Consider the following 25,701-nt stretch of genomic DNA (forward strand, 5'->3'; position numbering starts at 1 on the left):
CCCAGCCACGAAGCGAGCCGCGGCTCGGCCGCACGATGCCTCAGTCCCCCAAAGAGCCGGCGAGTGCCACCCTCGCGTACGGTCGCCGCAGGCGTGGACGCGAGGGTGGCACCCGCCGGCTCTTCGACGCGACACCACACGCCGCGGCAAAACAAAGGCGATGGCGTAAGCCGAGCCCGCAACGACCAGCCTCAACACCCCGCGCAGCATTTCGCCAGAACTCGCCCCGTCGAAGCCACACGCCAGACGGTGGGTCACCCCACGCGGAGCCCACCATCGCCCTCACTATCGACGAGGGAGACCCCCGATGTTCCGCTGGACGCAGACGATTACCGCCAAGGTGCTTGGCATCGGGCTACTGGCCCTGCTCATGTTGATCCCACTGACCCAGGCCGACGGCCTCGTTCGCGAGCGGCAGTCGATGCGCGACACCGCGTCGGCACGCGTCGCCGATGGATGGGGCGGTGAGCAGACTATCGGCGGCCTCGTGCTCGCCGTCCCCACGCGCAGCGAAACCCACGACGCGGACGGCAAGCTCGTCGCCAGCCATGACGGCACCGAAATCGTGCTGGCGGACGACCAGAGCACCGTCGCCGACCTCAGCGTCGAAAAGCGCCGGTTCGGCATGTACGAGGTACCGGTGTACACCGGCGACGTCACGTTGCGCGGTCGTATCCTGCCCGAAGACATCCGTCGTTTCGCCGCGGACAGCGGTTCGACCTGGTTTCCCGGCAAAGCGGAGCTGCGTCTGCTGATCGCCGATACGCGCGGCCTGCAGCACATCACCTCGGTCACCGTCGACGGCAAGCCCGTGCGCCTGGCGTCGTCGACGGCACGCATGGGGCCATACACGGTGTTGTCCACACCCGTCGCCGTCGACCCGGCCCGCGACACGCCGCTGGACTATGTGATGACCCTGCGCATTGCGGGCACCGAATCGTTTTCCGCGTTGCCGCTGGCCCGCAACAACAGCGTGCGGGTCCGTTCGCCGTGGCCCGATCCGAGCTTTACCGGCGCCCTGCTACCGGGAACGCGCAGCGTGACCGCGAAGGGCTTCGACGCGTCGTGGCAGGTGCTGGATCTCAATCGGGCCTACGGGCAGCACTGGCGTGCCGACGACAAGGATGTCGAGGGGCGGCTCGAGTCGTCGGCGTTCGGCGTGAAGCTTTACCAGCCTGGCGGGGTATACCAGCAGAACGACCGTGCCGGTAAATACGGTCTGCTGTTCATCGCGCTGACCTTCGTCGCCTTCTTCCTGTTCGAAGTACTCAAGGGCCTGCGCCTGCATCCCGTGCAGTACCTGCTGGTGGGCGCCGCCATGACGAGCTTCTACGTCCTGCTGCTGGCTCTTTCCGAGCAGATCGGCTTCGGGCCGGCCTACGCGGTGGCGGCGGGCGCGGTGGTGTCGATCGTGGGCGGTTACGCCGTGGCGGCGCTGCGCGCCCGACGGGCCGGGTTCACCCTCGGCGGCGTCCTCGCGCTGGTTTACGCCATACTGTACGGCCTGATCGGCGCCGAGCAGTACGCGCTGCTGATCGGCGCGGTCGTGCTCGTGGCGGTAGTCGGGCTGCTGATGTACCTGACCCGCCGGATCGACTGGTACGCCCAGGGAACACCGTTCAACCCCACGCCGGATACGCCATGAACTTCCTCGCCATCGAAACCTCCACGGAAGCCTGCTCGGTCGCCCTCGTCCACGGCGACGAGGTGATCGAGCGCAGCGAGATCGCGCCGCGCAGGCATGCGGAACTCGTTCTGCCGATGGCCGACGAGCTGCTCGCCGAAGCGGGCCTGAAGCGCGAGGCGCTCGATGGCATCGCCGTCGGCCGTGGCCCCGGTGCGTTCACCGGGGTGCGCCTGGGCGTATCGCTGGCACAGGGCATGGCGATGGCGCTGGATGTTCCGGTCGTCACCGTGTCGTCGTTGCAGGCGCTCGCACTGGAAGCGCCGGAAGACGATGCGGCCATTCTGTCTGTCATCGACGCGCGCATGGGCGAAATTTATGTCGCGGCGTGGCGTCGCGAGAACGATGGCAGCGTGAGCCTGATGGATCGTGAGCGTGTGGACACGGCGGCCGCGCTGGTGTTGCCTGAAGCATCCGCATGGCACGTCGTCGGTACGGGCTGGGCGACATACGAAGCCGTGCTGCGCGAGCGGATCAAGGCACCGATCCGCTCGGCGGACGGTGCGTTGTTCCCGCAGGCGCGGCATGTCGCGGAAGTCGCGGCGCGCATGTTCCGTGACGGTCAGGCCGTCGCGCCGGAGCTGGCCCTGCCGGTCTATCTGCGGGACAAGGTGGCGCTGACCCTGGTGGAGCAGGGGCGGGCCTGAGGCTCGCCGGATCGTCAGCGCGAAACGATCACCGCCTCGATCACCGCACACACGTGCTCGAAGCACGCGTCGTCCAGCCACAGACTGTTGGTGATCGTCAGCGTGCGCGCGGCGAAATCGCGGGCGTTCGGTACATCGTCGCCGCCCGGCATGGCCTCGAGGTATTCGTAGTCGGGCAGGGCGTGGACGAACATGCGCGCCACGCCATGCCGTGATGACCACAGGCGTTTCAGCACCGCGTCGCGCATGGCTTCGTCGGGCAAACGAAGCATCAGATAGGGCCACGTTCCGCCCTCGTCGGTGAAGACGTGGACGCCGGGAATCGATGCCAGCGCGGGCACACGTGCGGCGGCCTGCGCGCGCGTGGCCTCGATAAACCCGGACAAACGTCCGAACGCGCGCGCGCCCACCGCGCGCCTCCATCGCCCCACGCGGTGCAACGGAAAGTCAGCGCTGAAATCCTCGCCCGCCGCACCGATCAGGTCGCCGCGCCGCAGCGCGCGCCGCAACGAATTGCCGTAGGCGAAGCCAAGTCCCGACGGTCGGTACAACGCAGCGTAGCCCGCGAGTTCGAGCGAGCGACGGATTTCCCACCCCGGATGCCAGCGCACCACGCGGTGCGAGGCGCGGCGAAAGCGCTCGCGCCAGACGTCGTCCTGGGCCACCAGCAGACCGCCCTCGAAGATCGACAGGCCCTTGCCTGCCGCGAGACTGTAGAAACCGATGTCGCCAAGGGTTCCTGCAAAGCGACCGTCGATGCGCGCACCGAGTGCCTGCGCCGCGTCTTCGATGGTCAGCGCGCCAGCGGAGTGCGCGATGGCATTCGCGCTGGCGACATCGGCGGTTCGTCCGCCCAGATGAGTCGGTACGACCGCCAGTGTCTGCGGACCGCAGGCGTCTTCGAGTCGTTGCGGATCCATGTCGAAGCTGCCAGGCAGCAGATCCACCAGTCGCGGCAGGAGTCCGGCGCGGCGGATGGCCAGCGGCACCAGCGGGCAGGTAAAAGCGGGGATGGCGACTTCGCGCCGCGAGCGGGCGTATTCGGAAAGCGCCGTCAGTGCGACGGTCAGCGCGGCGGTGCCGGAACACTCCAGCTGCGTTTCTTCCACACCGAGCCACGACGCGGCGAGCGCGGTGAGCGGCGCGCGGACATCGCCACCCAGGTCGGCGATGCCCAGCGGCAGGCCGGCCGTGGGCGGCGATTCGGGCTCAGGCCGGAACCACATCGCTCACCGTCTCATCGCCGCGTTCGGCGAAGGCGAGGCAGACGATGCCGGCGACGATCGCGGCGGCACCGAGGATCTGGGTGAGCGTCACCGGCTCGGCGAAGACCCACCAGGAGAGGAGCATCACGCTCACCACTTCGAGATGGGAGGCGGCGAAGGCGGGACCGATGGGTGCGTGCTTGAGCAGGCTCATCCAGGTGAGGAAGGCGCCGATGTAACCGACGATGGCGCCGTAGATCCATGGATGCGAAAACACGCGCGCCAGCCACGCCGTGCTCATTTCCACCGGCAGCGCATGCGTGCCGGCGATCTTGAAACAGACGAGGTTGAGCGTGTCGAACGCGAGCAGCAGACCGAAGCCGATGAGGTAGAAACGCTTCACGAGCCGGCTCCCACGATGGCGACGCCCGCGGCGACGAGCAGGATGCCGGTGACGCGCAGCGGGCTGAGGCGTTCCCTGAACAGGAAACGCCCGGCGATCATGATCGCCACGATATTGATCGAGCCGAGCAGCACGCCTTCGGACAGCGGCACCAGCGACAGGAAGGCGATCCAGACCAGAAACTCGGCGACATAACAGCCGATGCCGGTCCAGATCCAGGGCCGCGCCAGCATGTACTTCCAGCGGGCGAGACCATCGCCTGCACGCTCGTCGCCGGCGGCGGCTTTGAACGCAAGCTGGCCGCCCGTGTCGAGCACGACATTGGCGATCCACAGCGCGAGCACCAGCCCGTGCATCGATCAGGCCGCCATGCGTGTGGGGCGCGCGTCGCGGGCGATGCGGCCGAAGAAGTCGGCCGTCCGCTCGATCAGCATGCGGCGTTCGCGGTCGATCGTGATCATGTGGTAGCTGTCGCCCAGCAGCAGCATTTCGATCGGGCCGCGTACGCGGCGCGCGACCATGTCCGCATTGGCGACGCTGGCCACATCGTCGTCGGTGGCGTGCGCGACGAAGCATGGCGCGACGACATCGGGCAGGCGACGGCGCACGTCGCGCGCCAGCTTCACCATTTCGGCCAGCGCGTGCCACGGGTTGCCAGGCAGGCCGGCAGCGGCGCTGTCCCCGGAGAACATCGCCTGGCTGATCTGCGCGCGGAGCCGCTCGTCGCGGATGCCGAAAGGCGGCTGCTCGATGAAGCTGCGATGACGGCCGATGCCGAGACGCTTGAACAGCGGCAGCAGGAACGACAGCTTGCCGGTCCAGCCGATGGACCAGCCGTCATAACGGAAGGTGGCACCGAACACGCCGACGCCGTCGACCCAGCCGGGCTGCACGGCCGCCAGACGCAGCGCGAGTACGGCACCCATGGACAGCCCGGCGACGAACAGGCGGTCGACCCGGCCGCGAAGCTCCTCGGCGGCGGCTTCGACGCTGGCGTACCAGTCCTCCCACGAGGTGGCGACCAGGTCTTCTTCCGTGCCGCAGTGACCGGCGAGGCGAACACCGACGACCGTGAAGCCGGCGCGGTTGAGTCCCTTGCCGACCATGCGCATCTCGGCCGGCGTACCGGTGAGGCCGTGGATCAGCAGGACGCCGTCGCGACCGCCTTCGAACTGGAATTCCGTCGGGTGGCTCACGCCGGACCTCACTGACTGGTTTCTGATGGAGGCATGGTGCCGCCGCGTGGTTTCAGCCGGCTTTCTGGTCTGGCTGAAGGGGGAAACGCAGCTCCACACGAAGGCCGCCGGCCGTCGCATGCAGGAAGATGACCCGTGCCGCATGCCGTTCGGCGATGCTTTCGACGATGGCCAGGCCGAGACCGGTGCCGTCCTCGTCCACCCCGGGCACGCGAAAGAACCGCTCGCCCAGCTGGGTGAGGAAGACGTCCTCCACGCCGGGACCATCGTCCTCCACGGCCAGTACGGCATCGCCGCCATCGCAGGCGACCGAGACGGTGACGCTGTGACCGCGCCCGGCGTAGTGGAAAGCGTTGTCGATCAGGTTGTCGATGACCTCCTGGACCTGCAGCGCGTCGCCTCGCACGAGGCAGGGCGTCTCCAGTCCTTCGTAGCCCAGATCCATGCCCAGTGCCAGAGCCTGGTGTACGCGCATGGCGACCGCCTCGGGCACGACGGTCGACAGATCGATCACCGCCATCCCGTCGTGATCCGGAAGATCGGGCGACTGCGTACGGGTCAGCGCCAGCAGCTGCGCCGAGGTGCGGGCGGCGCGCGCGGCGAGGCGGTGCACGTGGCGCAGGGCTTCCTCGCGCTGGGTGGGGTCGGCGATGGCCTCGTAGCGCTCGACGTGGAGCTGGATGCCAGCCAGTGGCGTCCGCAACTGGTGCGCGGCATCCGCGATGAAGCGCTCCTGCAGACCCAGCATGTTGCGCATGCGTGCGAAGAGGTCGTCGATGGTGCGGGTCAGCGGCAGGATCTCCACCGGCACGTCTTCCTCGCCGATGGGTCCCAGATCGTGGCCGCGGCGACTCAGTCTCGCCGTCAGCGGCTCGAGCACGCCCAGTCCGTGGCTCACGCCGAACCAGACCAGCGACAGCACGGCGACGATCAGCAGCGCTTCGATCGGCAGGGTGAGCAGCAGGATCTCGCGGGCCCGGGCATGCCGGTCGCGCAGGTTCTCGGCCACCGTGATGGTCAGCACGTCGCCGTCTTCGTGGTGATTGGGCACGCGCATGATCGCGCCGCGCAGCGGGCGATGGCCCAGCGAGGTGTCGTAAAGCAGGGGTGGCGAGTCCGTGGCGACGGGCTCGCCCGGCCCGGCGAGCTCGGCGTTGCCGATCATGCGCCCGTGCCGGTCGCTGACCACCGTGTAGTAATTGCGACCGTCAGGGTCGTATTCGAGCAGGAAGCGGGCCTGTGCCGTGAGTTCGCCGCGCAGTGCATCGTTGCCGATCATCTCAGACAGCGTCAGCGCCGAGTCGGAGAGATCGGAATCGTGTACGCGGTTGGAATACGCCAACGCGGCGAAGTAGACGACCACGGCGTCCAGCAGCAGCACGCCGAGCACCGGGACGAGCAGGAAGGTCAGCAGGCGCCGACGCAGGCTCGGTCGGGCGGAGCGCTGCGCCGCGTGGCGCCGTTCAGGCATCCGCGGCTTCTTCGAGCAGGTAGCCCAGTCCGCGGATGGTGCGGACGTTGGTGCCCGAACCCTGCAACTTGCGGCGCAGGCGGTGCAAGGCGATGTCCAGGCCGTTGTCGGTCAGGTCCTCGTCCCAGTTGCACAGGGCTTCCACCAGCTGCGCGCGGCTGGTCACCTTGTCCGCACGCGAGGCGAGGGCTTCGATCAGGCCGAACTCGCGCGCCGTGAGGTCCAGCGGCGTGTCGTCGATCCAGGCGCGATGGCCGGGGATGTCCAGACGCAGACGACCGATGCGGAATTCCGGCGCACCCTGACTGGTCCGGCGACGGAGCAGGGCGCGGACGCGGGCGTCGAACTCGGCCAGTGCGAACGGTTTCACGAGGTAATCGTCGGCGCCCAGGTCGAGCACGCGCACGCGCTCTTTCAGGCCCTCGCGTGCGGTCACCACGAGCACGGGAAGGCTGGCGCCACGCTTGCGGGCACGCGCCAGCACGTCGCTGCCGTCGAGCAGCGGCAGGCCGAGGTCGAGTACCAGCAGGTCGTAGTCGTGGTCGCGCAACGCGTGGTCGGCGCTGGCACCGTCGGTTACGTGGTCTACAGCGTGGCCACCCTGTTCGAGGGAGGCTCGCACGGCCGCGGCGATGGCGGCGTCGTCTTCGGCTAGGAGGATGCGCATGGTGGACAAGGATACGCTCCGGAGTGGTTCGGGCGCATGTTGTCGCGGCAGGCTTTCGGATCGCTTTCCTGGCCTAATTGCGAACGATTCGCATTGTGGTTTACCATCCCGGGCTGCTATCGGCGTTTCAGGGGCGACCCACCACATGCGCGATACCGTCGACCGGCAAAGCCGCGCGTTCTGGCTCAAGCACCTGCATCGCTGGCACTGGATCAGCTCCGCGATCTCGCTGGTCGTGCTCCTGCTCTTTTCGGTTACCGGGTTCACGCTCAACCATGCCGGCGCCATCGAAGCATCGCCCCGGGTGGTGCGACACACGGCGACCTTGCCGCCCGGACTGATGGCGAAACTGGTCGACCCCGGTCGCAGGTCGGCACCGGTGGCGCCCGCGGTGGCCGCCTTTGTCGAATCGAAGACGGGCGTGCGCATCGACGGTCGCGACGGCGACTGGAGCGAGGACGAAGTCGAGGTCGCGCTGCCGCGTCCCGGTGGCGACGGCTGGGTGAGCATCGACCGGGAGACCGGCGAGGTGCAGTCCGAAACCACCGATCGCGGCTGGCTGGCGTATGCCAACGACCTGCACAAGGGCCGCAACACCGGGCCGGTCTGGAGCTGGTTCATCGATGTTTTCGCGCTGGCCTGTGTCGTCTTCGCGCTGACCGGCCTGCTGCTGCTCAAGTTGCATGCGGGTCAGCGCCGCATGACCTGGCCGATGGTCGCCCTTGGCTTCGTCCTTCCCGTGGTCATCGCTCTCCTTTTCATTCACTGACGGAATTTCGTATGCGTCGCTTATTGCCGTTCGCCTTCTGCCTCACCGTCGCCGCGCCGGCCTGTGCCGCCGACATGAACCTGACGGTGGAGATCCCTGAGCTCAAGGTCGCCGAATACCACCGGCCTTATGTCGCCGTGTGGATCGAGCGCGAGGACCACACGGTCGCCGCCAATCTCGCCGTCTGGTACGACGTCAGGAAGAAGGACGGCGAAGGCACCAAGTGGCTGAAGGACATGCGCCAGTGGTGGCGTCGTACCGGCCGCGACCAGACCATGCCGATCGACGGCGTATCCGGTGCGACGCGCCCGGCGGGCCAGCACCAGCTGCGCTTCACCGACGGCAAGCCGCCGCTGGGCACGCTCGCCCCTGGACACTACGAAATCGTCGTGGAAGCCGCGCGCGAAGTCGGCGGTCACGAAACCCAGCGCATCGCATTCGACTGGCCCGCGAAGGCCAGCACGCATCTGTCCGCGAAGGGCAGCGCCGAACTCGGTCAGATCAACCTCGACCTCAACCCGTAACGGAGTTACCCGATGATGAAGCACGCATTCGTTCGCGCCGCGCTCGGTGCCGCCCTGGCTCTCGCTCTTCCGATGGCCGCCCAGGCGCACAAGATGTGGATGGTGCCGTCCGCCACGGTGGTTTCCGGTGACGACGCCTGGGTCACCGTCGATGCCGCCGTCTCCAACGACTTGTACTACCCCGATCATTTCCCGGCACAGCTCGACCAGCTGGTGATTACCGCACCGGATGGCAGCACCGTGCAGGCGGAGAACGAAAACAAGGGCAAGTACCGCAGCACGTTCGATCTGGCCGTGCCGCAGAAGGGCACGTATCGCATCGCGCTGGTCAACCAGGGTGTGTTCGCGACGTACGAACTGGACGGCCAGAAAAAGCGCTGGCGTGGCAACGCCGCTGACCTCAAGGCGGGCCTGCCCGCGAACGCGAAGAACGTCGAAGTCAACGAAATGGCCTCGCGTGTCGAGACCTTCGTGACCCAGGGTTCGCCGAGCACGGGCGCGCTGAAGCCGACGGGCAAGGGCATGGAACTGGTCCCGGTGACCGCGCCCAACGATCTCGTGTCCGGTGAAAAAGCGACCTTCCAGTTGCTGGTGGACGGTAAGCCGGCCGCGGATGTAAAGGTCGTCGCCATCGACGGTGCGACGCGCTATCGCAATGCGCAGGATGAGATGGATACGACGACGGACAAGGACGGGAAATTCTCGTTTACCTGGCCTGCCGCCGGGATGTACTGGGTGAATGCTTCGGCCGAGGACAAGAAGACCTCGACGAAGGAAGCGAAACAGCGTCGCCTGGGCTATACGGCGACGCTCGAGGTGTTGCCGCAGTGATCCGGGCGGTCGCCCGCAGGGCGGGTGCCCGACGGGCGTTTGTCGTCCCGGCCGTTTTAGTGCTGCTGGCGCTGATGGTCTCGCCCGGGGCGGGCGCGAAGGATGTGCGCCGCTTCGAAGGCGACACGATGGGGACGACCTGGTCGGTGAATGCCGTCTTGCCCGATGGCGCGGACGATCGCGCCATCGAGGCGGGCATCCAGGCCGAGGTGGATCGCGTCGTCGCGCAGATGAGTACGTACGAGCACGACTCCGACCTCAGCCGGTTCAACCGTGCACCGGCGGGCACGTGGCAGACGTTGCCGCCGGAGTTCTACGGCGTACTGCGCTACGCGCTCGGGCTGGCGAAGGATTCCGGTGGCGCGTACGACCCGACGGTGGGCCCGCTGGTGAACCTGTGGGGATTCGGCCCGGACAAACGCCCCCGCGAGGCGCCGACCGCCGCGGAGATCGCGGCAGCGCGGGCGCGCGTCGGATGGGACCGCATCCGTCTCGATGATGCGGGCCATCGCGCGTGGCAGCCGGGTGGCGTCTACGTGGATCTGTCGTCGGTGGCCAAGGGCTTCGGCGTCGATCAGGTGGCGCGTTTTCTCGATGCATCCGGCGTCGCGGCCTATCTGGTCGAGGTCGGCGGGGAGTTGCGCGCGCACGGCCGCAAACCCGACGGTACGCCCTGGCACGTCGGCATTGAGCGTCCGGGCGCGGCTTCCGGCGCGCTCGATTCGCCGGACGAGGTCGAGCGGATCGTTTCGCTGACCGATCGTGCGATCGCCACCTCGGGCGATTACCGCCATTACTTCGAAACGGGCGGCAAGTTCTACTCGCACCATATCGATCCGCGCACGGGCTTTCCCGTGGCGCATCGTATCGCCTCGGTCAGCATCATCGCGGACGACTGCATGCATGCTGATTCGCTGGGCACCACGATGACCGTGCTGGGGCCGCACGAAGGCATGGCGTACGCCAGGCGCCACGACATCGCCGTGCTCTTCATCCTCTACGGCGAGGATGGAAAATTCATCGAGCGGATGTCGCCGGGTTTTTCGAAGGCGCTGCATCCGTGACGAAGCGGGACCGATTCTTGCGGAGTGCCGCGTGAGGATGCCGGTCGGACAGATCGCGATCGGTATCGCGCTGGCCGCCGTGGCCACGTGGTTCGCGACCCTGCACGATTTCACCGGCACGCAGGCGTCGGACTGGCCGCGCACGGGGCTCGCTTCCGCGATCGTCGTCGGGTGGGCGGCCCTCACCGTGGCGCTGAACCGGCGACGAGCTCCCGTCGCTGTCGACACCGGTTCGGACACCATCCACGTCGTGTACGCCACGCAGACCGGCTATGCGGCGGAACTCGCGAACCTCACGGCGGCCACCTTGCGTCACGGCGGCGATGCCGTCGCCTTGCAGTCGATCGACACACTGACCCCTGCGATGTTGCAGGGGGCGAAGCGCATGCTTTTCATCGCCAGCACGACGGGCGAAGGCGACGCGCCCGATCCCGCCACGGGTTTCCGCCGGGACGTCATGGCCGGTGCGCTGGCTCTGCACGGCCTGTCGTATGGCTTGCTGGCGCTGGGCGACCACGATTACGAGGACTTCTGCGCCTTCGGCCACGACCTCGATCGCTGGTTGCGCGGCAGTGGCGCCGTACCGGGTTTCGATCTTGTCGAAGTGGATAACGGCGATCCGGGCGCGCTGCGTCACTGGCAACACCACGTCGCGGAGTGGGCCGGTTCACCCGAGGCGCCCGACTGGGTGCGTCCGGCTTATCAGTCGTGGCGGCTGGTCGAACGCCGGTTGCTCAATCCCGGCAGTGCCGGCGGCCCATGCTTCCACATCGCCCTGGCACCGGTGGACGCGGCGCATCTGCGTTGGGATGCGGGCGACGTGGTCGAAATCGGACCGCGTCGTGGGCGCGATGATGAACAGGTACATCCTCACCGCGAGTATTCCATCGCCTCGCTGCCCTCCGATGAAACGCTGCATCTGGTGGTCCGTCAGCAGCGGGATGCGACGGGGTCGCTGGGACTCGGCTCCGGCTGGCTGACCGCACTTGCCGATATCGGTGACGCGGTCGATCTGCGCGTTCGCCGCAACGAAGGCTTCCATGCGCCGGGCGACGACCGTCCGATGCTATTGATCGGCAACGGCACCGGGATCGCGGGTCTGCGCGCCTTGCTCAAGGAGCGTGTGGCACGCGGACACGTGCGCAACTGGCTGATCTTCGGAGAGCGGCACGCCGGCGTCGATCGTCTCCATGTGGATGAGCTGGAGCGATGGCGAGCGGACGGCAGGGTGGAACGGCTGGACCTGGTCTGGTCGCGCGAGACGCAGGGCCCGCGTTACGTACAGGACCGTCTGCGTGCCGCGGCCGATGACGTGCGCAGCTACGTCGACGACGGCGCCGCGATCTATGTCTGCGGCAGCCTCGCGGGGATGGCTCCCGGTGTGGATGCGGCCTTGCGCGGCATCCTCGGCAAGCGGGCCGTCGACGATATGCTCGCCGACGGCCGCTATCGCCGCGATGTCTACTGACGCTCAGACCACGCGCAGCGTCACGACGCCTTCTTTGTAGCTTTCGAAACGCAGCGCGGTCAGGTCGGCGATCCACTCGACGTCTTCCGCGATTTCTTCCGGATGATCGCCCGCGATAGCGATCACGCGCGAGCCCGCCGCCCGTCCCGCATCGATGCCCGCTTTCGCGTCTTCGAAGACCAGGCAGTCCTCAGGCGCCGCACCCATGCGTTTTGCGCCGAGCAGGTAGCCCTCGGGATGCGGCTTGCCGTCGGTGACGATTTCACCGGTGACCATGAGCGGCGGCGGCACGATCCCGGCCGCGGCCAGACGCCCGGTGGCCAGGGTGGTGTCGGCCGAGGTCACGATGGTCCACGTTTCCTGAGGCAGCGCGGCGAGCAGTTCGAGTGCGCCCGGAATCGGCACGATCCCTTCGACGTCGTTCACTTCCTCGTTGTACAGGCGCTCGTACGCGGCATTCACGTCCACACCCGGCGGGGCGAAACGGCGCACCGAATCCAGCATGCGCACGCCGTGCAGACGGGGGAGGACGTAATGCCAGTCCAGACCGTTCTCGTCACACCAGCGTTTCCAGATCTTCTCGACGAGGACGCGTGAGTCGATCAGCGTGCCGTCCATGTCGAAGAGCAACGCGCGGGTCTGGATGACCGTGTCCGATTCAAGTCGCATGATGCCTCCGGTAGGGGAAATTCCTTCACCATACCGGAGGTGTGCGGATACGTCAGCGTGCGGCCTGGGCGGCGTGGTTGCGGATCGCCTCGGCCAGGATCGTGCTCACTTCCTCGGAGGCCTTGCGCGATGCGTCGGCCTGCCTGCGGCCCCATTCGGCCATCGTCTTGCCTTGCAGCGCGCGCTGCTGTCCGATCTGCGCCATCTGCCGCGCGATGGCGGCCTGCTCGCGGCCGATGGCGTCGTTACCGGCCACATAGGCGGCTTGGTCGCGCGGACCGGTCGACGTCATCTGTTTCGAGATCAGCTCACTCTGTTTCGCGCTCAGCTTCGCCATCTGCTCGCTGAGCACTTCCTGCTTCCGGTCCAGTCCGGCCTGCTGGTCCGCCATGATCGCGGCCATGTCGGCGGGCTTTGACGGCGCCGCGTAGGCCTGGTGAATGCGTTTCACGTACGCGGGGTCGCGGATCACCCAGGCCTGCCTGCCTTGACGGAACCATACAAAGTCCTTGCCGACATCCCGGTAAGCGGCCTCCGCGCGCTGAAAATCGCTGCTGCTGCCACTGGCGACGTGAATGTCGTTGGAGAAGTAGAAGAAGCCGTTGGTGGGCTCACCATGAACGTCTTCCGACCATACCGCGGGCGCCGGCGGGGCTGGCGGTGCCGGCGGTACCGAGGCCTGAACGGGCGCAACGGGTGCCACTGGCGCGACAGGTGCCACGGGCGCGACCAGCGACGTGGCGGACATCGGTGCGGGCGCAGCCGCTGGCGCGGGTGTGGCGGCGGGTGTCGGCGCCGCTGGCGTGGGCGGTGGCGGCATGTAGAAGCGCGACGCCGTCGTCTTGCCCTGGTCCGCCGCGACGACGCGCCACGGGAACACACCTACGGCGGCGATCGCGGCGACGAGGCACCAGGTCAGCACACGGGGATGACTATCGTTGGCCTGAGCGAGCATGAGCAGTCTCCTCTTCAGCGAGTGGAAGGTGGGCGAGGCACCGGGCAGCGCGTGATGCGGAGGCGGAGTCACGCCGAGCCGCAGCAGCAGGCGGCCGTACGTTTTCGTGATCGTGCCGCCCCGCGATACGACCAGCGCGTCGCACGCGGCTTCACGGCAAAGGGCGTACTCGCGTACGGCGAAGTGAACCACGGGGTGGAAGAAGAACAGGGCGCGGGCGATCGCGGGGATCCAGCCGAGCATCAGATCGCCACGGCGCACGTGCGCGAGTTCGTGCATCAGCGCGAGATCGAGATCTTCGTCGCTGAGGCGTACCTCGAGCGGCAGAAGGATGGTCGGGTGCCACAGGCCGACGACCTGAGGCGAATCCACTTCGGGCGATACCGCGAGCCGGGGTGACCGGTGAAGGCCCGTCTCGCGGGCGCGACGGGCGCAAAGCGTTTCGATGCGGACGTCGTCGTGAGGCATCGCGCGATGCACCACCCCCGCCAGCCTGCGCCAGCGCAGGAAGGCGACAGCGGCCTGAACCGCGACGGCCAGCAGCCAGATGAACAGCAACGTGGCCGTCCACGAGACGGTGCCATCGCCGGCGGGCATCGTATCCATGGCACCGGGCAGGGTGAGCGGCGCGATGGTCGTCACGGGCTCGACGGGGGCGATCGTCGCCGCGGGCAACAGCGGGAGGCCGAGCATCGTCGGCGACACGACGCCTGCGATCAGCTGGGCGCCGAGCAGCCACCACAAGGTCGCCTTCGCCGAGGCCGACATCGTGGGAACGAGGCGGCACACGGCGTACACCACGCCGGCCAGCAGCACGGCCTGCACCGAGGCATGGACGAGGCGCGAGAGCAGCGTATCGAAGAGAGCGTCCATGTCAGCGCCCCTTCCGTCGCGACTGCAGGGTATCGACGAGCGCTTCGAGTTCCGCCAGTTCGCTGTCGCTGACCTGGCCGCGTTCGGACATCCAGGCGACGAAGGGCGACACCGAACCCTGCAGCGTCTTCTCGACGAAGCGGGCCACGGCGCCGGTCATCACTTCTCCGCTGCCGTTGGTCACGCTGTAACGGTACATGCCGTCGATATGCCGGCGCGTCAGATACCCCTTCGCACGCAGGCGCTCCATCATCGTCAGCACCGTGGAACGTGCCAGGCCACGGCTCTCGCCGTAGGCGGCGCACACCTCGGCCACCGACGATTTCGGTGTTTCCTCAATGTGCTGAAGAAGGGCGAGTTCCTGATCGCCCACGGTCTTGTTGCGCATGCCGTCGCTCCTGACTACAGATGTAATCAGCCTGCGCCTGACGACACGTGTAGTCAAGCATGACCTTCGGCACGGACCCATGAAAAAAGCCTCCGCCGGTAGGGCGGAGGCTTTCGGGTACCTCGTCGGTCGCGAAGGCGAGGGCCTCCGCGAGAGATCAGGCGGCCGCGTCCTTGAGCTTCTTGAGCGGACGGACCTTGACCTTGACCGAGGCGGGCTTGGCGGCGAACCAGCGCTCTTCACCCGTGAACGGGTCCTTACCCTTGCGCTTCGGCTTGGCCGCAACGGCGACGGAGGTGATCTTCAGCAGGCCGGGCAGCGTGAACGTACCAGCGCCCTTCTTGTGAACCGACGCGTTGATCGCGCCTTCGAGCGAGGCCAGAACAGCCTTGACGCTCTTGCTGTCGACGCCGCTCTGCTCGACGATGTGCGAGACGAGCGTGGACTTCGAAAGCGGATCCTTGATCGGCTTGAGAGCAGCCGGGGCCTTAGCAGCCTTCACGGCGGCCTTGGCGGGAGCCTTGGCAGCCTTCTTCGCCGCCGTTTTTTTGGTCGTGGCCATGGTTATCCTTGTCACTTGAATCGAATGAGGCGGCCTTTCCGGCCGGTGCCCAGCGGGCGACTCACTCTAGCGTTGCTTTCGTCCGCTGAAAATAGGGTCCGCGAAGTTTTTTTGCATTTCGAGCCCTTTTTTTCAGGTTCCGTGTGACGCAGTGCGGAAAATCCCCCGTCAGGAGGATGTCTCCGCCATGCCTGCAAGAACCTTGTCCAGCGTCAGCGGATAGTCGCGGATGCGCACGCCGCACGCGTTGTACACCGCATTGGCGATGCACGCGCCCGCTCCCGAGATACCCACCTCGCCGAGCCCCTTGATCTTCAGGGGATTCGCCTTGTCATCCAGTTCAGGCAGGAAGATCGCCTCCATCGGGCCGATGTCCGCGTTGACCGGCACGTGATATTCCGCGAGATCGTGATTGACGAAAGCGCCGTGACGCGGATCGAGCACAATCTCCTCGGACAGCGCGGAGCCGACGCCGAAGATCATGCCCCCCAATGCCTGCGACCGCGCGGTTTTCGCATTCAGTATGCGGCCGGCGGCAAACACGCCGAGCATGCGGCGCAGGCGGATCTCGCCCGTATCCATGTCGACGCCCACTTCGGCGAAGAAGGCGCCATACGAGTTCTGGTTGTACTTCTTGTTGTTGCTGCCGGGCTCGATGCCGCCATCGGCGGACAGGCCGTCGACGCCCGCAATGGCCGAGTAGCTCACGCGCTTGTCGCCGTGGGAGACGTGTCCGTCTTCGAAGCGTGCATGCGTGGGATCGATGCCTGCCGACTGGCAAAGCCGGGTGCGGAGCTGCATGCACGCGTCATACAGACCTGACCCGGCGCTGGCGGCGCCGAATGAACCGCCTGACCCGGGCGTCTCGGGAAAATCCGAGTCGCCGAGCAAAATGGTGACGCGCTCCATCGGCAAGCCGAGCAGGTCCGCGGCGATCTGCGTGAATACCGTATATGAGCCCGTGCCGATATCCGTCATGGCCATCCGGGCGGTGAGCTGACCGGTGCCATCCAGATGGACGTGCGCTTTCGACGCCTGAAGCATGTTTCCGCGTACGGCGGACGACATGCCCATGCCGATCAGCCAGCGTCCGTCACGGACCTGCCCGGGTTTGGCGATGCGTTTATCCCAGCCGAAACGACGCGCGCCTTCGCGCATGCATTCGACGACCTGGCGAGACGAAAACGGCACGCCGAGTTCGGGATCCACGGCGGGCTCATTGCGAACGCGCAGTTCGATCGGGTCGATGTCCAGCGAGACAGCCAGCTCATCCATGGCGCCTTCGAGCGCGAGGAGGCCGACCGCCTCGCCCGGCGCGCGCATCGAAATGGCGGGCGGCAGGTCCAGATCGACATGGCGATGCGTATTCCTCCGGTGCTCGCCCGCATAGCGGGAACGCGTGCCGAGCACCGTCGGTTCGAATTCATCGTTGCCGGGCTCGTTACCCGACCACGCTTCATGCGCCTCGGCGAGGATATGGCCCTGTGCATCCGTGCCCAGGCGAACGCGCTGCACGGTGTTGGTACGGTGCCCCACGACGTGAAAGAGCTGCTGGCGGGTGAGGGCAAGCTTGACCTTGCGGCCCGTGGCCCTGGCGGCCAGCGCGGCCAGCACGGCGTCGGGCTGTACATCGAGCTTGCTACCGAAGCCGCCACCGATATACGCCGAGAGAAGCCTGACCTTTTCGGGCTCGATACCGAGCGTGGCCGCGAGCGCCTTGCGCCCCGGCGTAGGCATCTGGTTCGACGTCTGGACCACCAGCCGGTCGCCGTCCCAGCTGGCGATCGTGGCGTGCGGCTCCATCGCGGCATGGAACTGAAACGGCGTGGTGTACGTCACGTCCAGCTGGTGAGGCGACTTGGCGTAGGCGGCGTCGAAGTCGCCCTTGCTGGTATCGGCTTTCGCGAAGGACAGATCCTCCGGCTTGCGCGCACCGTCGATACCGGCTGCGAGATCGAAGCGTCCAGCCTTCCCTTCGTATTCCGGCCGGATCAGTCCGGCGGCGTGACGCGCCTGTTCATAAGACTTTGCAACGACCAGCGCGACGGGTTGGCCGTAGTGCCTGATCTCATCGCCGACGAGCTGAGGAATGGCATCGTCCGACGACGTGTCCTGCGGCGGTACGTTCTTCGCGGTGATCACGTGGATGACGCCCGGCGCACGCTCGGCCGCCGACGTATCCATCCGGATAACGCGTCCGAGCGCGATCGTCGCGAGCACGGGGAACGCGTACGCCACATCGCCGACGCCACCGTGTTCCGCGGCGTACGCAGCCTTGCCCTGAACCTTCAGCGGACCATCCACGCGGTCGACCGGCTTGCCGGTGAAGCCGCCCGGGTTATCGTCCAGCGGCGTGTGCCCCACCACCGTGTCCATGCGAATCGTCATGCGTCGGTCCTCCCGCTGGCTTCGACCAGCACCGCACCCAGGGTGCGGCGGGCAAGCACTGGTTTGAAATCGTTGTGCCCCTGACCACGCGCATCGGCCAGCGCGTTCTCCGCGAGGGTGCGCAGCGACACTTCGTCGCTGCCGACACCCGCGGCGGCGCGCTCGAGCTCATCGTCGCGCCATGGCATGGGGCCGACGCCGCCAAAGGCGATGCGAGCGTCGGCAATCCGGCCATCCTCGAAATTCACGATGGCCGCTACCGAGATCAGTGCGAACGCGTACGACGCGCGATCGCGCACCTTGCGATACACCTGCCGTCCCGGCGGCGGAGGGGGCAGGGTGACGTGCGTGATCAGCTCGCCGTCCGCCAGCACGTTTTCCACCTGAGGCGTGTCGCCGGGCAGGCGATAGAATTCGCCGATCGGAATTTCACGTACATTGCCATCGGCGGCTACCGTGTGAATCACGGCGTCCAGCACGCGCATCGCCACCGCCATATCGGACGGATGGGTCGCGATGCATGAGTCACTCGCGCCGACGATGGCGTGGATGCGGTTGTATCCGCCGATAGCTGCGCAGCCGCTGCCGGGATGGCGCTTGTTGCACGGCATGGCGGTGTCATAGAAGTAGTAGCAGCGGGTACGTTGCAGCAGATTGCCGCCCGTCGTGGCCTTGTTGCGCAGCTGCCCCGACGCACCGGCGAGCAAGGCACGCGACAGGACGGGATAGCGTTCGCGCACGCGGGGATCGGCGGCCAGGTCGCTGTTGCGCACCAGCGTGCCGATGCGCAGGCCGCCGTCCGCGGTTTCTTCGATAGCGTCGAGACCGAGACGGTTGATGTCGATCAGATGTTCGGGCGTCTCCACTTCCAGCTTCATCAGATCGAGCAGGTTCGTGCCGCCGGCGATGAAGCGCGTGCGGCGATGCGCTGCCGCGGACGAGGCGGCATCGGTCGGCGTGGTCGCGCGTGCGTAGGTGAACTGTTTCATGCGTCGGTCTCCGCGGCGTCGGCAATTGCGGCGACGATGTTGGGATACGCACTGCAGCGACAGAGGTTGCCGCTCATGCGTTCACGAATCTCCTCGTCGGTCAGCGTCGGCGAGCCGGCGACGTCCGTGGTGACCACGCTGGGCCATCCGGCGCGCACTTCCTCGAGCATGCCGGTGGCGGAGCAAAGCTGTCCCGGCGTGCAATAGCCGCACTGGAACCCATCGTGCCTGACGAAGGCGGCCTGCAGCGGACTCAGCACATCGCCCGTGGCCAGGCCTTCGACGGTGGTGATCGAGTCGCCGTCGTGCATCACCGCCAGGGTCAGGCAGGCATTGATACGACGGCCTTCGACCAGCACCGTACATGCGCCGCACTGGCCGTGATCGCAGCCCTTCTTCGAGCCGGTGAGCCCGAGATGTTCGCGCAGCGCATCGAGGAGGGTCACCCTGGGGTCGAGGTCGAGCACGTGAGTCGTGCCATTGATCCGCAGGCGGGCCTGGACCGTGTCGATACCGTCGACGCGTTCGGAAGTGTGGTTCATGACGCCGCTGGCTTCTGCGCCGTGGCGCGCCGCGTCGATGGACGAGGTGTTGGTCTTCGGCTGCATGCCGCTGTCTCCGTGGGTGGGCGACGAATATGCGTCGCTGCCTGGGTGAGGCCACGGTTTTATCGCTCGCACCGTGAACGTCGCGCGGCGGAACGCGCCGTCGGGGTTCCCATGCTCTTTACATGTCGACGCGGTCAGTCGCGATCGAGAAGCCCGGCAGCGATGGCGCGTGCGACATCGTCTTCGGTATCTACGTCGACAGCGAGTGCGTCGGCGCGGATCGCGAGCGGCGCCTCATCCGACCAGAGGGCGCGAAAACCGGTGTCGCCGCGGAGGTGCGCGGCGCGCGCCAGCGTGGCCGCACGCAGCACGGCGGGTACGCCCAGGGTCTCGCCGTACGCGGTTACCGTATCGCGCGCGCCGTCGTGTGCGGCGAGCAGCCTGACGAGATGTGCTTCGTCGAGCGCCAGCTGATCCACGACCACGACGAGCACCGGGTCGTGGCGTCCGGCGAGCGCATCGGCCGCCAGTCGGAGTGACGATGCCATGCCCGTGGCCCATTCCGGATTGAATACGGCCATGGCGCCGTTCAGCTGGCCGCACAGGCGTTCGGCATAAGCGCCAAGCACGGCAATCGTCTTGCCCGGGCCGGTGGCATCGACCAGACGCGATACACGGGCGATGAGGCTTTCGCCGTCGAGGGTCAGAAGCTGTTTCGGTCGCCCCAGCCGCTGGCTGCCGCCCGCTGCCAGGATCACGGCATCGTGGCCGCCGATCACGATGCCCGCGCGCGATCGCGCTGGCAGACCTGAGCGAGGATGGACAGGGCGATGCCGTGCGGGGTTTGTGCGCCGATGGGCAGGCCCGCGGGAAGATGCAGCCGGGTCAGATCGTCGTCGTCCACACCATCGTCCTTCAGTCGCTCGACGCGGGTGCCGATCTTGTTGCGGCTGCCAAGGATACCGACGGCGAACGCCGGGGAGCGCAGCGCATGCGTGGCGACCGCGTGGTCGATCTCGGCGTCGTGGCTGAGCGAGTACACGGCGGTGCGTTCGTCGAGGGCGAGTTCGCCCAGCGACACCGCCAGGCTGCGCGAGTCGTAGCCGGTCAACGCGATGCCGGGCGGCGGTTCGGCCGGCCCATGCGGCCGCAACAGGACGACTTCCACGCCCATCGTCGGCGCAAGCTGCGCGACGGCGAGCGTCACCGGGTCGCCGCCGACGGCGACGAGGCGCAGGGGCGGCATGTGGACGCAGGCGTAATGATGATCGTCGGGCGCGACGTGGCCTTCCACGATATTCCACGCGCCGCTATCGCGGTCGGTCAGTACCGTCACGGTACGCCGCTCGCGGCGGGCGATGCCCAGCGTGTTGGCGTAAGCCGACGGTTCGCGCAGCTCCCGGACGAAGATGCCGATGCGCCCGCCGCAGGTAAGCTGGATGTCCAGGACCGGACTGCCGACACCGTAATCCAGCAGGCGCGGGCGCCCGTCGGCCAACACCATCGCGGCCTCGCTGGCGACGGCGGCCTCGACGCATCCACCGGAAACATAGCCCGCGACGCGCCCGTCCGCAGCGATCAGCATTTCGCTATATAGCGGCCGCGGGGATGGGCCGTCGGTGGAGACCAGCGTCGCGAGGGCGACACTGCCGGCATGGGCGAAGTCGCGCAGCGAAGGCAGCAGGTCGGCGATCAGGGCGTAGTCGGGCCAGGCTGGCCAGACCGGCGCGGCGGATGGGTTCAAGGCGTTCATCGCGGAAGTCTGGCACGATTGCGTGTGAAGGGCCCGGCGCGGCCGCATACGTCCCGCTTACGCCCATTGTGCTTTCCTGAGCCGATATGTCCCCACTCATCGATCGTCACGGCCGTACCAAACGCAAGCTGCGGATCTCGCTGACCGACCGCTGCAATTTCCGCTGCACTTACTGTATGCCCGAGCACCCCGACTGGTTGCCCCGAAGCAGCCTGCTCGACCGGGGCGAGGTGGTGCGCCTTGCGGGATTGTTCGTCGACAGCGGCATCGATCAGATCCGTCTGACCGGCGGTGAACCGCTGTTGCGCCGCGACCTGCTCGAGTGTGTCCGGGAGATCGGCGCCCTGCGCGAACGCGGCCTGCGCCGCCTGTCGATGACCACGAACGCCTCGCGCATCGCACCGAAGGCGCGTGAACTCGTGGCCGCCGGCATCGACGATTTCAACGTGAGCCTGGATGCCATCGACCCGGACACGTTCCGTCGGCTTACCCTGCGAGAGATCGCACCGGTGCTGGACGGTATCGACGCACTGACCGACGCCGGCGCCAACATCAAGCTCAACGCGGTCGTCATCCGCGGAGACAACGAAAAGGACATCGTGCCGCTGCTGGAGTGGGCGATGGCTCGCGGCATTCCCTTGCGGTACATCGAATACATGCCGCTGGATGCACCGGGACACTGGAAACGCGATGCCGTGGTGTCCGAGGCGGACATGCTGGCCGCGATCGGCGTCAGCCATCGTGTCGACCACCAGCCCCGGAGCAGCGATCCGGCGACACCGTACCTTGTCGACGGGCATTACCCGTTAGGCATCATCTCCACCGTTTCCAACCCCTTCTGCTCCACCTGCGATCGCCTGCGCCTCACGGCGACGGGCGAGTTGTTCACCTGCCTGTTCTCGCCACTCGGTACGCCGCTGGGTGCGCGCATGCGCGAAGGCGTCTCTGAAGAAGTTCTGGGTGAGCAGGTGCGCCGCGCCGTCTGGCTCAAGGATGCGGGCTACGCCGCACGGCCGGGGCCCGTGGACCGGCCGGTGACCATGCATGCGATGGGTGGGTGAGTAAGTCATTTTTTCGGATCTGTCATGAAACAAGTCGTTTTCGAACTCTTCGCCAACCTCGAGCGTCTGGCCGGCCAGCATGAGTGCGTCATCGAGGTCACCGACGATGTCGGCACGGTGGGCGACGCGGTGGCGCGCCTGGCATCGGCGCGTCCCGAGCTTGCGGGACCGCTGGATCGCTGCGCCTGCGTGTCTGGCGACACCATCGTCCGCCGTGCGGACGCCTTGCCGGCCGATGGCCGGATCGCCCTGTTGCCGCCGGTCGCGGGAGGCTGAGTCATGAACCGTGACGTTCTCTCGCATCTTCCCGTAGCGGTCGAACCCTTGCTCGAACTCGAGGCGCACCCCGAATGCGGTGGCCTCGCGCTGTTCGTCGGGACGGTCCGCGATCACCACGAAGGCCGTTCCGTCAGGCACCTGGCGTATACCGCGCACGAGCCGCTCGCCGCGAAGATCATCCGTGAGGTGGAGCAGGCGACCCGCGAGCGCTACGGCGTGCCGTATGTGCGGATCGTCCACCGGCTCGGCGATCTGTCCATAGGCGATATCGCCATCGTCTGCGTCGTGCGGGCCCCTCATCGCGCTGAAGCCTTCGACGCGTGCCGCTATGCGGTCGATGCGGTAAAGCATGGCGCGCCCATCTGGAAAGAAGAGTTCTACACGGACGGAAGCAGTGCTTTCGTGGAAGGTTGTTGCATCCGCGACGACCTCGACGAAGAGGCGCCCCGTTCGCATCACCACCATTCGCATACGAGCCACGGATGAAAGACGTCAGCCAGAAACCCGACTCCCTGCGTATCGCGCGCGCCACCGCCACGCTCCACGCGCCGGCGGCATGTATCGACCTGTTGCGCACGGGCGAAACCGAGAAAGGCGACCCGCTGAAAACCGCGCGGGTCGCCGGCATTCTCGCCGCGAAGCGCACGGATGAACTGATTCCGCTGTGCCACCCGCTGCCGATCCATCGCGCGGACGTGCACTACGAACTGTCGGACACCAGTGTCCGCATCGTGGCCGAGGTGCAGACCATCGGCCCGACCGGTGTCGAGATGGAAGCGCTGACCGCGGCCAGCCTGGCCGCCCTGACCATCTACGACATGCTCAAGCCTTATGCGGAGCCCGAAGAGCTGCACATCGAGGATTGCCGGCTCGAGCGCAAGGTCGGCGGCAAGTCACATTACCGCCGCGCGCTGCTGACGTCCCGGAGCGCCGCCGTTGTCGTGCTTTCCGACACGGTGGCCAGCGGCGCGAAGGCGGACACGGCTGGCGCCTACGTGCGCGACGCCCTGATCCGCGCGAACTTCGATCCGGTGGAATACGCGGTCATCGCCGACGACGCGGCCGTGCTGGGCGATCTGCTGCGTTCGCTGGTCGCCGCCGGCACGGCGCTGGTGGTCACCGTCGGTGGCACCGGCCTGAGTCCGCGCGATATCACGGTGGACACCGTCAAGCCGATGCTCGATATCGAGATCCCCGGCATCATGGAAACGGCGCGAGCCTTCGGCCAGCAACGCATGCCGTTCGCCATGCTGTCGCGCGGCGTCGCGGGTTACGTCGGTGAATCGCTGGTGCTGACCTTCCCGGGCAGCCGGGGGGGTGCCAGCGAGTCCCTGGCGGCGACCTTGCCCGGCATCGTGCATCTCCTCGAAACCGGCCGTACCGGCGGAAAGCACGCGGGCGGTTACGGGGAGCCGCACTGATGGCTCTCCTGCCTCTTGGGGAAACCTTCGGGCACTACCGTCGGCACGTGGAGCGACTGCCGACGCATCATGTCGCACTCGAACTCGCGCTGGGCGCGGTGCTTGCGGAGTCCGCCATCGCGCGCATCGCCCTGCCTCGCTTCACGCAGAGTGCGGTGGACGGCTACGCGTTGCGCACCGTCGACGGGCAGGCTGAGCGTTCACTGGTCGGCACGTCGGCCGCGGGCGATCCCGCCGATGTCGTCGTCGGGTCGGGTCAGGCCGTCCGCATCCTTACCGGAGGCGTGCTCCCGCAAGGCGCCGACGCCGTGGCGCGGCAGGAGATCGTCCAGCGTACCGGCTCCGGCATCGCACTCACGGAGGCGGTGCGCGTGGGTGAGGCCATTCGCCACGAGGGTGAGGAACTCGCGGCGGGTGCGACCATCGCCGAGGCGGGGCAGCGTGTCACCGCCGGCCTCATCGCGGCGCTGGCCATGGCCGGCGTGGAGACGGTGGAGGTCTATCGTCGCCCACGCGTCGCCGTCCTGGTGACGGGCGATGAAGTGGTGCGCGCCGGCGAGCCGCTCGGCCCTGGCCTGGTGTATGACGCGAACGGTCCGTTGCTTCGTGCGTGGTTCGTCGAGCACGGGTACGGTGAGCCGGTGGTCGCTTACGTGCGCGACGACGAGGCGGCGCTGGAAGAAGCCATGAGTGCCGCACTGGACAGCGCCGATCTCGTGGTGACCAGCGGTGGTGTCTCCGTCGGCGACCGCGACTTCGTACCAGCGGTGGCCGACCGTCTGGGGGTGCGCAAGGTGTTCTGGAAGGTCGCGCAGAAGCCCGGTAAGCCGCTGTGGTTCGGCACGCGTGAGGGAAGAGCGCTGTTGGGTATGCCGGGCAATCCAGCGGCCGTGCTGGTGTGCCTGTCGGTGCATGCACGCGCCGTGCTGGCGCAACTCGAGGGCGAGGCCGTCGATCAGCCGGCGTGGCGGCAGGGTCGGCTCGGGGCGCCTGTCGAGGCCGATGCGGAGCGCGATCGACTCGTCCGGATGCGTCTGGACATGAGCGACGGTGTGGCGTCGCTCGACGTGTTGCCGCGTCAGGAATCGCACATGCTCAGCAATCTGGCGTCCGCGCACGCGCTGGTCTGGTTGCCATCACGCTCCGATGCGTTCGCCGCGGGCGAGCGCGTGGCGTGGATCCCGTTGTGACCTGATGCGACAAGGGCCCGGTATGACCGGGCCCTTCGTTCTTACCAGGCCTTCACGTCCGACACGACGACCGTGTAGTCGGTCATGTCCGGCGAGTAGCGGAAGAGGCGGCCGAGGTCGAAATCGACGCTCTTGCCCGGTTCGATATTGGACGTGCCTGCCGGCCAGCCCTGCTTGCTGGCGACGACCTTGCCCGAGGCATCCTTCGCGTCGATGCGGATCTGCGCGGCGGCGGCTTCGGCGCACTTGTTGACCAGGTTGCCCTTCATGCTGAAGCGCGGCTGGCCCGAACCCTGCTGGAGCTTGACGCCGAAACCTTCGACGGCGAAGTCCTTGGCGGCACAGGCGGCGTGGGCGGACAACGGGGCTGCGACGAACAGCGCGACGGCGATGGCGATCTTCTTCATGGGTGACATTACCTGTCGATAGGGGAAAGGCTGCGCCGCTCGTGAGAGAGGGCGTTAGCTGACGTATCGGCAGGTCGCAGGGGGACTTTAGGCGAAATATGACAGGGGTTTTTTTGGCTCGGCTTGCGCCATCGCGTTTGGCTTTGTCGCGGTGTGTCGTGTCGTGTTGGAGAGACGGCGGGGGTGACCCTCGAGGCCACGCCTGCGGCGACCCCTCAAGGAAGGGCCGCTATCGCGGCCGTATGCTTATTGCCCTACGGGCGGGGTCGGGCTTCGCCTGGGGGTTTTC

28 protein-coding genes are annotated in these 25,701 nt (G+C 67.2%); 12 read left to right on the forward strand and 16 right to left on the reverse strand.

What is annotated here, in order from left to right; all coding sequences use genetic code 11:
• Nucleotides 1-307 precede the first annotated feature (307 nt).
• Both creD and tsaB read left to right on the forward strand, forming a co-directional pair.
• Nucleotides 308-1,645: a cell envelope integrity protein CreD gene (gene creD / locus B5X73_RS20060; protein WP_079523044.1), complete on the forward strand. Its 1,338-nt coding sequence runs from the start codon at nt 308-310 to the stop codon at nt 1,643-1,645.
• Nucleotides 1,642-2,331, forward strand: a complete 690-nt coding sequence (gene tsaB / locus B5X73_RS20065) for a tRNA (adenosine(37)-N6)-threonylcarbamoyltransferase complex dimerization subunit type 1 TsaB (protein WP_079523045.1) — start codon at nt 1,642-1,644, stop codon at nt 2,329-2,331. Before creD ends, tsaB begins: the two co-directional genes overlap by 4 nt.
• A gap of 14 nt (nt 2,332-2,345) precedes the next feature.
• On the opposite strand, the gene B5X73_RS20070 is transcribed toward tsaB, so the two are convergent.
• The 6 genes from B5X73_RS20070 to B5X73_RS20095 are packed head-to-tail and all read right to left on the reverse strand — an operon-like array spanning nt 2,346 to nt 7,273.
• Entirely contained in the window at nt 2,346-3,557 is a 1,212-nt protein-coding gene (locus B5X73_RS20070) for a DegT/DnrJ/EryC1/StrS family aminotransferase (RefSeq protein WP_079523046.1), read from the reverse strand.
• Nucleotides 3,541-3,939 carry a DMT family transporter gene (locus B5X73_RS20075; protein WP_036110988.1) on the reverse strand — a complete coding sequence of 133 codons (399 nt, stop codon included), beginning with the start codon at nt 3,937-3,939 and terminating at the stop codon, nt 3,541-3,543. Before B5X73_RS20075 ends, B5X73_RS20070 begins: the two co-directional genes overlap by 17 nt.
• The gene (locus tag B5X73_RS20080; protein ID WP_043695425.1) at nt 3,936-4,295 is read right to left on the reverse strand and encodes an EamA family transporter; all 360 of its coding nucleotides are present in this window, start codon (nt 4,293-4,295) and stop codon (nt 3,936-3,938) included. Before B5X73_RS20080 ends, B5X73_RS20075 begins: the two co-directional genes overlap by 4 nt.
• 3 nt (nt 4,296-4,298) lie before the next feature.
• Nucleotides 4,299-5,135: an alpha/beta hydrolase gene (locus tag B5X73_RS20085; protein ID WP_254857347.1), complete on the reverse strand. Its 837-nt coding sequence runs from the start codon at nt 5,133-5,135 to the stop codon at nt 4,299-4,301.
• A gap of 52 nt (nt 5,136-5,187) precedes the next feature.
• Nucleotides 5,188-6,606, reverse strand: coding sequence for a sensor histidine kinase (locus tag B5X73_RS20090; RefSeq protein ID WP_079523048.1), 1,419 nt, complete (start codon nt 6,604-6,606; stop codon nt 5,188-5,190).
• Nucleotides 6,599-7,273: a response regulator gene (locus B5X73_RS20095; RefSeq protein WP_036110998.1), complete on the reverse strand. Its 675-nt coding sequence runs from the start codon at nt 7,271-7,273 to the stop codon at nt 6,599-6,601. The genes B5X73_RS20090 and B5X73_RS20095 overlap by 8 nt, the downstream gene beginning before the upstream one ends.
• Before the next feature lie 145 nt (nt 7,274-7,418).
• Between B5X73_RS20095 and B5X73_RS20100 the strand changes: the two genes are divergently transcribed.
• The 5 genes from B5X73_RS20100 to B5X73_RS20120 are packed head-to-tail and all read left to right on the forward strand — an operon-like array spanning nt 7,419 to nt 11,929.
• Nucleotides 7,419-8,042: a PepSY-associated TM helix domain-containing protein gene (locus tag B5X73_RS20100; RefSeq protein WP_176167905.1), complete on the forward strand. Its 624-nt coding sequence runs from the start codon at nt 7,419-7,421 to the stop codon at nt 8,040-8,042.
• An 11-nt stretch (nt 8,043-8,053) separates the two neighbouring features.
• Nucleotides 8,054-8,566: a DUF2271 domain-containing protein gene (locus tag B5X73_RS20105; protein ID WP_079523050.1), complete on the forward strand. Its 513-nt coding sequence runs from the start codon at nt 8,054-8,056 to the stop codon at nt 8,564-8,566.
• A gap of 15 nt (nt 8,567-8,581) precedes the next feature.
• Nucleotides 8,582-9,397 (forward strand): DUF4198 domain-containing protein, encoded by an 816-nt coding sequence (locus tag B5X73_RS20110; RefSeq protein ID WP_079523057.1) that lies wholly within the window; start codon nt 8,582-8,584, stop codon nt 9,395-9,397.
• Between the two features lie 59 nt (nt 9,398-9,456).
• Entirely contained in the window at nt 9,457-10,461 is a 1,005-nt protein-coding gene (locus B5X73_RS20115) for an FAD:protein FMN transferase (RefSeq protein ID WP_254857348.1), read from the forward strand.
• Between the two features lie 37 nt (nt 10,462-10,498).
• Nucleotides 10,499-11,929, forward strand: a complete 1,431-nt coding sequence (locus tag B5X73_RS20120) for a sulfite reductase subunit alpha (protein ID WP_079523051.1) — start codon at nt 10,499-10,501, stop codon at nt 11,927-11,929.
• Between the two features lie 3 nt (nt 11,930-11,932).
• On the opposite strand, the gene B5X73_RS20125 is transcribed toward B5X73_RS20120, so the two are convergent.
• From B5X73_RS20125 to B5X73_RS20165, 9 genes are all read right to left on the reverse strand, one after another.
• A complete protein-coding gene (locus B5X73_RS20125; protein ID WP_036111007.1) occupies nt 11,933-12,598 on the reverse strand; it encodes an HAD-IA family hydrolase in 666 nt (221 codons plus the stop codon).
• Between the two features lie 52 nt (nt 12,599-12,650).
• A complete protein-coding gene (locus tag B5X73_RS21125) occupies nt 12,651-14,426 on the reverse strand; it encodes a M56 family metallopeptidase (RefSeq protein ID WP_079523052.1) in 1,776 nt (591 codons plus the stop codon).
• Between the two features lies 1 nt (nt 14,427).
• Nucleotides 14,428-14,814, reverse strand: a complete 387-nt coding sequence (locus tag B5X73_RS20135; protein ID WP_079523053.1) for a BlaI/MecI/CopY family transcriptional regulator — start codon at nt 14,812-14,814, stop codon at nt 14,428-14,430.
• A gap of 157 nt (nt 14,815-14,971) precedes the next feature.
• The gene (locus B5X73_RS20140) at nt 14,972-15,376 is read right to left on the reverse strand and encodes an HU family DNA-binding protein (RefSeq protein ID WP_036111016.1); all 405 of its coding nucleotides are present in this window, start codon (nt 15,374-15,376) and stop codon (nt 14,972-14,974) included.
• A gap of 168 nt (nt 15,377-15,544) precedes the next feature.
• A complete protein-coding gene (locus B5X73_RS20145) occupies nt 15,545-17,752 on the reverse strand; it encodes a xanthine dehydrogenase family protein molybdopterin-binding subunit (protein ID WP_217699801.1) in 2,208 nt (735 codons plus the stop codon).
• An 8-nt stretch (nt 17,753-17,760) separates the two neighbouring features.
• On the reverse strand, nt 17,761-18,753 hold the full coding sequence (locus B5X73_RS20150) for an FAD binding domain-containing protein (RefSeq protein ID WP_036111019.1): 993 nt from the start codon (nt 18,751-18,753) through the stop codon (nt 17,761-17,763).
• Nucleotides 18,750-19,361 (reverse strand): 2Fe-2S iron-sulfur cluster-binding protein, encoded by a 612-nt coding sequence (locus B5X73_RS20155; protein WP_079523054.1) that lies wholly within the window; start codon nt 19,359-19,361, stop codon nt 18,750-18,752. The genes B5X73_RS20150 and B5X73_RS20155 overlap by 4 nt, the downstream gene beginning before the upstream one ends.
• Nucleotides 19,362-19,495: 134 nt before the next feature.
• Entirely contained in the window at nt 19,496-20,080 is a 585-nt protein-coding gene (locus tag B5X73_RS20160; protein WP_043695411.1) for a nucleotidyltransferase family protein, read from the reverse strand.
• The gene (locus B5X73_RS20165; protein WP_079523060.1) at nt 20,077-21,054 is read right to left on the reverse strand and encodes an XdhC family protein; all 978 of its coding nucleotides are present in this window, start codon (nt 21,052-21,054) and stop codon (nt 20,077-20,079) included. Before B5X73_RS20165 ends, B5X73_RS20160 begins: the two co-directional genes overlap by 4 nt.
• 86 nt (nt 21,055-21,140) lie before the next feature.
• Between B5X73_RS20165 and moaA the strand changes: the two genes are divergently transcribed.
• Genes moaA through B5X73_RS20190 form a run of 5 tightly spaced genes read left to right on the forward strand, consistent with a single transcriptional unit; the run spans nt 21,141 to nt 25,005 of the window.
• Entirely contained in the window at nt 21,141-22,115 is a 975-nt protein-coding gene (gene moaA, locus B5X73_RS20170; protein ID WP_079523055.1) for a GTP 3',8-cyclase MoaA, read from the forward strand.
• A gap of 24 nt (nt 22,116-22,139) precedes the next feature.
• A complete protein-coding gene (locus B5X73_RS20175; RefSeq protein WP_036111031.1) occupies nt 22,140-22,391 on the forward strand; it encodes a MoaD/ThiS family protein in 252 nt (83 codons plus the stop codon).
• Nucleotides 22,392-22,394: 3 nt separating this feature from the next.
• Nucleotides 22,395-22,880: a molybdenum cofactor biosynthesis protein MoaE gene (locus tag B5X73_RS20180; protein WP_043695407.1), complete on the forward strand. Its 486-nt coding sequence runs from the start codon at nt 22,395-22,397 to the stop codon at nt 22,878-22,880.
• Complete coding sequence (gene moaCB, locus B5X73_RS20185) at nt 22,877-23,815, forward strand: bifunctional molybdenum cofactor biosynthesis protein MoaC/MoaB (RefSeq protein WP_036111034.1); 939 nt, start codon at nt 22,877-22,879, stop codon at nt 23,813-23,815. Before B5X73_RS20180 ends, moaCB begins: the two co-directional genes overlap by 4 nt.
• Nucleotides 23,815-25,005: a molybdopterin molybdotransferase MoeA gene (locus tag B5X73_RS20190; RefSeq protein WP_079523056.1), complete on the forward strand. Its 1,191-nt coding sequence runs from the start codon at nt 23,815-23,817 to the stop codon at nt 25,003-25,005. The genes moaCB and B5X73_RS20190 overlap by 1 nt, the downstream gene beginning before the upstream one ends.
• A gap of 41 nt (nt 25,006-25,046) precedes the next feature.
• Here the strand turns inward: B5X73_RS20190 and B5X73_RS20195 are convergent, their stop codons facing one another.
• Nucleotides 25,047-25,412: a hypothetical protein gene (locus B5X73_RS20195; RefSeq protein ID WP_036111039.1), complete on the reverse strand. Its 366-nt coding sequence runs from the start codon at nt 25,410-25,412 to the stop codon at nt 25,047-25,049.
• Between the last annotated feature and the right edge of the window lie 289 nt (nt 25,413-25,701).

Origin of the sequence: Luteibacter sp. 22Crub2.1 (assembly GCF_900167995.1) — a bacterium.
In the GTDB taxonomy this organism is placed as follows: Bacteria; Pseudomonadota; Gammaproteobacteria; order Xanthomonadales; family Rhodanobacteraceae; genus Luteibacter; species Luteibacter mycovicinus.

Excerpts from the sequence above, each read along its gene's own strand:
- creD (WP_079523044.1), top strand. The coding sequence starts at position 308 with ATGTTCCGCTGGACGCAGACGATTACCGCCAAGGTGCTTGGCATCGGG.
- tsaB (WP_079523045.1), top strand. The coding sequence starts at position 1,642 with ATGAACTTCCTCGCCATCGAAACCTCCACGGAAGCCTGCTCGGTCGCC.
- B5X73_RS20070 (WP_079523046.1), bottom strand. The coding sequence starts at position 3,557 with ATGTGGTTCCGGCCTGAGCCCGAATCGCCGCCCACGGCCGGCCTGCCG.
- B5X73_RS20080 (WP_043695425.1), bottom strand. The coding sequence starts at position 4,295 with ATGCACGGGCTGGTGCTCGCGCTGTGGATCGCCAATGTCGTGCTCGAC.
- B5X73_RS20090 (WP_079523048.1), bottom strand. The coding sequence starts at position 6,606 with ATGCCTGAACGGCGCCACGCGGCGCAGCGCTCCGCCCGACCGAGCCTG.
- B5X73_RS20095 (WP_036110998.1), bottom strand. The coding sequence starts at position 7,273 with ATGCGCATCCTCCTAGCCGAAGACGACGCCGCCATCGCCGCGGCCGTG.
- B5X73_RS20100 (WP_176167905.1), top strand. The coding sequence starts at position 7,419 with ATGCGCGATACCGTCGACCGGCAAAGCCGCGCGTTCTGGCTCAAGCAC.
- B5X73_RS20105 (WP_079523050.1), top strand. The coding sequence starts at position 8,054 with ATGCGTCGCTTATTGCCGTTCGCCTTCTGCCTCACCGTCGCCGCGCCG.
- B5X73_RS20110 (WP_079523057.1), top strand. The coding sequence starts at position 8,582 with ATGAAGCACGCATTCGTTCGCGCCGCGCTCGGTGCCGCCCTGGCTCTC.
- B5X73_RS20120 (WP_079523051.1), top strand. The coding sequence starts at position 10,499 with ATGCCGGTCGGACAGATCGCGATCGGTATCGCGCTGGCCGCCGTGGCC.
- B5X73_RS20125 (WP_036111007.1), bottom strand. The coding sequence starts at position 12,598 with ATGCGACTTGAATCGGACACGGTCATCCAGACCCGCGCGTTGCTCTTC.
- B5X73_RS21125 (WP_079523052.1), bottom strand. The coding sequence starts at position 14,426 with ATGGACGCTCTCTTCGATACGCTGCTCTCGCGCCTCGTCCATGCCTCG.
- B5X73_RS20135 (WP_079523053.1), bottom strand. The coding sequence starts at position 14,814 with ATGCGCAACAAGACCGTGGGCGATCAGGAACTCGCCCTTCTTCAGCAC.
- B5X73_RS20140 (WP_036111016.1), bottom strand. The coding sequence starts at position 15,376 with ATGGCCACGACCAAAAAAACGGCGGCGAAGAAGGCTGCCAAGGCTCCC.
- B5X73_RS20145 (WP_217699801.1), bottom strand. The coding sequence starts at position 17,752 with ATGGACACGGTGGTGGGGCACACGCCGCTGGACGATAACCCGGGCGGC.
- B5X73_RS20150 (WP_036111019.1), bottom strand. The coding sequence starts at position 18,753 with ATGAAACAGTTCACCTACGCACGCGCGACCACGCCGACCGATGCCGCC.
- B5X73_RS20155 (WP_079523054.1), bottom strand. The coding sequence starts at position 19,361 with ATGCAGCCGAAGACCAACACCTCGTCCATCGACGCGGCGCGCCACGGC.
- B5X73_RS20165 (WP_079523060.1), bottom strand. The coding sequence starts at position 21,054 with ATGAACGCCTTGAACCCATCCGCCGCGCCGGTCTGGCCAGCCTGGCCC.
- moaA (WP_079523055.1), top strand. The coding sequence starts at position 21,141 with ATGTCCCCACTCATCGATCGTCACGGCCGTACCAAACGCAAGCTGCGG.
- B5X73_RS20175 (WP_036111031.1), top strand. The coding sequence starts at position 22,140 with ATGAAACAAGTCGTTTTCGAACTCTTCGCCAACCTCGAGCGTCTGGCC.
- B5X73_RS20180 (WP_043695407.1), top strand. The coding sequence starts at position 22,395 with ATGAACCGTGACGTTCTCTCGCATCTTCCCGTAGCGGTCGAACCCTTG.
- moaCB (WP_036111034.1), top strand. The coding sequence starts at position 22,877 with ATGAAAGACGTCAGCCAGAAACCCGACTCCCTGCGTATCGCGCGCGCC.
- B5X73_RS20190 (WP_079523056.1), top strand. The coding sequence starts at position 23,815 with ATGGCTCTCCTGCCTCTTGGGGAAACCTTCGGGCACTACCGTCGGCAC.
- B5X73_RS20195 (WP_036111039.1), bottom strand. The coding sequence starts at position 25,412 with ATGAAGAAGATCGCCATCGCCGTCGCGCTGTTCGTCGCAGCCCCGTTG.